The 3243-nt window shown below is 40.3% G+C and carries 2 protein-coding genes; both read left to right on the top strand.

From position 1 onward, the window contains the following. Positions 1-446 precede the first annotated feature (446 nt). Entirely contained in the window at positions 447-1079 is a 633-nt protein-coding gene (locus PX481_RS19105) for a TetR/AcrR family transcriptional regulator (RefSeq protein ID WP_288095469.1), read from the top strand. 141 nt (positions 1080-1220) lie between these two features. Further along, a complete protein-coding gene (locus tag PX481_RS19100) occupies positions 1221-3023 on the top strand; it encodes an alpha/beta hydrolase (protein ID WP_288000427.1) in 1803 nt (600 codons plus the stop codon). Positions 3024-3243: the final 220 nt, after the last annotated feature.

Below are 3243 nucleotides of genomic sequence, written 5' to 3'. Positions count from 1 at the left end.
TTGTGTGATAAGCACTGATTATCATTCGTAGGAGTCTTGCTAGGCAAGGCTTTGAAGACTATATTTCTATAAAATTATCCCTATTCTTCTTCCCTCCACACAGAAACCAGAAGAGCCCAAGAGGGCTACGCCACTAAGCTAAACGGCTTTTACTTCGGATCACCGATATAGACTCCAAAAGGGTTATAGCTGTTGGATCATGCAGGTTAAGCGCCGTTTAGCTTACTACCGAATCATTACCGGATTTGGGTCTAGAACTAGGCTTTATCTGGGAGAATGAAAATCTTTCGGTTATCTTGGCTGGAAACTTAGCCCATTGTCAAGCTCGTGCGCTCGTTGTTAAAGGCCAAGTTACTCCAATTACTCAAAATTTTATGAAGCATTTGAGTAAACACCTGACTTGATCGATGACAATGGCTCTATCCCGTTCTAGCTGTCAATAAATTATGCAAAGTCTTTTTCAACGTTCCCTAACTGAGACCAATTCTGGGGAAGAAGATACTCGTAGTCGTATTCTACAGGCCGCTTTACGTTTATTTGCCGCTAAGGGTTATGAAGGAACCACGACCAAAGACCTAGCAGGAAAAGCAAATGTGGCAGAAGGAACTTTATTTCGTTATTTTCCCAACAAAAAGGCGATTTTAATCGAAGTGGCCACTAGGGGATGGGTGGATATTCTCACCGACTTGCTGACGGAATTGAGCGAAATGGGCAGTTATAAAGCGGTAGCGCAGGTGATGCGACGTAGGGTGTTGAGAATGCGAGAAAATAGCGATTTATTGCGAGTTTGTTTTATAGAGGCCCAATTTCACCCCGAATTAAAAGAGCGGATTCAATCGGAGGTAATTGCCAAAATGACCGATGTGGCCGAGGCTTTTTTTCAAACAGCGATCGATCGTGGTATCTATCGTCCCATGAATCCGAAAATTGTGGCCCAGGTTTTTCTAGGAATGTTCGCAATTGCTGGTTTTTCCAGTGAAACTATTTTAGATGCCAATGCTTCTCCCTTCGCTTTACAAGAAATGGCCGAAGGTATTGCCGAAATTTTTCTGAATGGAGTGTTAGTTAAAGAAGTTTAATTATTGCCTATTTTCCCTTTCTTCCCCGACGGTTAACTTTTCTCCTATCTCCTCACCTAAGGGAAGATTTTTGATTTTTGCAGGAGATCTAATAGGTTCCCGCTCTAGAATTTCTCTGAAAAACTAGCCCTAGTAATGCCGATGAAACTCCTCTCACAATTTTCTGGGAAATTGATCGCTTTTTGGCTAACTTTCTCCGGTTTTAGTGGTTTATTTTCCCCTATTCCCGCTTTGGCCGCTGAAACCCTGACCTTGCGCCTAGGAATGGTCGAACAGGATATTAATATTCAAGAGTTAGAACAATATGTGGAAACTGGAAAATTATCTCCGAATTTACAGTCCTATCCAACAATTTTAACTGCTGCCATCCGTCAAGGTTTAGAAAAACATCTCTATGTGGATAGTCAAATCGCCCAGCAATTTCTAGAAAATTTATTCAACGAACAGGAAGGCAAAAACTTATTATCTCAGTTAAATCAGGCTCTTCCCGAAAGTAATCCCACCAGAATTAAAGCCACTTTATCTCTGATTCTCCAAACCAATGATAAAGTTAATATCTTTAGTTTTTTAAAAGCCTATCCCCAGAAAAAACTTACCCTAGACTTATTAGCTTTAACCTCCATAGCTAAACAACTAAATCAAAATCGTTTTAAAAACATTTTGCTCACCTCGCTTTTAGAACACTCGTTAAGTGCAAGTGATTCCGTCAAATTACCAAATCAATTTTCTCCCGATCAAAGAGGAAAAAATTTGGTTTTTAAACAGACACAATTTTTCTATGATTCTATCAGAAATAGAGCCGTTAAAACCGATATTTATTATTCGGTTGATAGTCGCGGCCCTTTAGTGATCATGTCCCACGGTTTTGCCGCAGATCGGCGTTTTTTACGTTATCTGGCCTTCCATCTCGCTTCCTACGGTTTGACAGTGGTTTCTGTGGAACATCGCGGCAGTAATATTAATGCTTTACTAACCGCTGCTCAAGGTTGGCAAATTAATAATTTATTGCCCGCATCAGAATTTATAGAACGGCCGAAAGACATCAGCTTTATTCTCAATGAATTAACCGCTTTAAACAAGGATAATAACAGTGAATTTCGAGGTAAATTCAATACCCAAAAAGTCACAATAATTGGTCATTCTTTTGGGGGATATACTGCTTTAGCTTTAGCCGGTGCGCGTTTAGAACCCTCCCACACTCGTCGAGTTTGTCAATCCCTAACCCCCTTGGAACGTTCCCCCGCAGATTGGCTACAGTGTGCGGTGACAAAGTTGGCCTATAAACAAATGTCTTTTCGTGATTATCGCATCGATCGAGCTATAGTATTAAATCCTGTTATTGGTTCCCTTTTTGCCTCTAATCTTGCCTCGATCACGATTCCCGTATTGATGTTATCCTCGACAGAAGACGGGATCACTCCCATTATTGAACATCAATTACAACCCTTTGAAAACTTATCAGGAGAAAAATATTTAATCCTTGCTCATGGTGCAACTCACATGAGTGCCACGGATATTATTTATCTGAATAGCACCATGGGACAAAGTACATTAGTGCCAGAAGTAATGGACGAAAAAGCCAACCCTCTCCGGGAGATGATTAAAGGGGTTAGTTTAGCTTTTATCGAACAATCAACCTCTTTTTCTGACCAGTATCAACCTTATTTAAGTAGCAATTATATCGAGTCTTTTAACAGTAAAGCTATTAATTTTCGGCTCACAAAAAAGTTACCTACTACCGTCACAGCATTAGCCAATTTTTTGACAGTTAATAAAACCCCGATTAAATCCGACACTTCCCCAAAACCATCCTCTTGGTTAGAGGAATCATGGATAGCGATAAATAGTCTATTTACTCCTCCCAATTTCCGCACCGAAAGTCTCAGTTCAGTTTTTGGTGAACTTCTTGATTATACCGATCGCACCTTTGATCCTTGGAGTTAAAATAGGGTTTGCGGCAAAAAGTTTGTTGGTGGGGTTAGGAGTCAGTAGCCGGTCGTCGGTCGTTTCAGGCTTTGTTGCCCTCTTTTTTTGTACCAGTTTATCTACTACAAGAAGGATAATGCCAGGTTTTTGAAGGTCTCAATCCTATATTCTTGCACTAACATCGGATTTTAACAGGTCAAAAGCCTTATTTTAAAAGGGTTTTACCATTATTCAGCAA

Source organism: Microcystis sp. M53603_WE2 (genome assembly GCF_030065435.1).
Note: the sequence above shows the minus strand (reverse complement) of the source record. Positions and strands in the feature narration are given on the sequence as shown.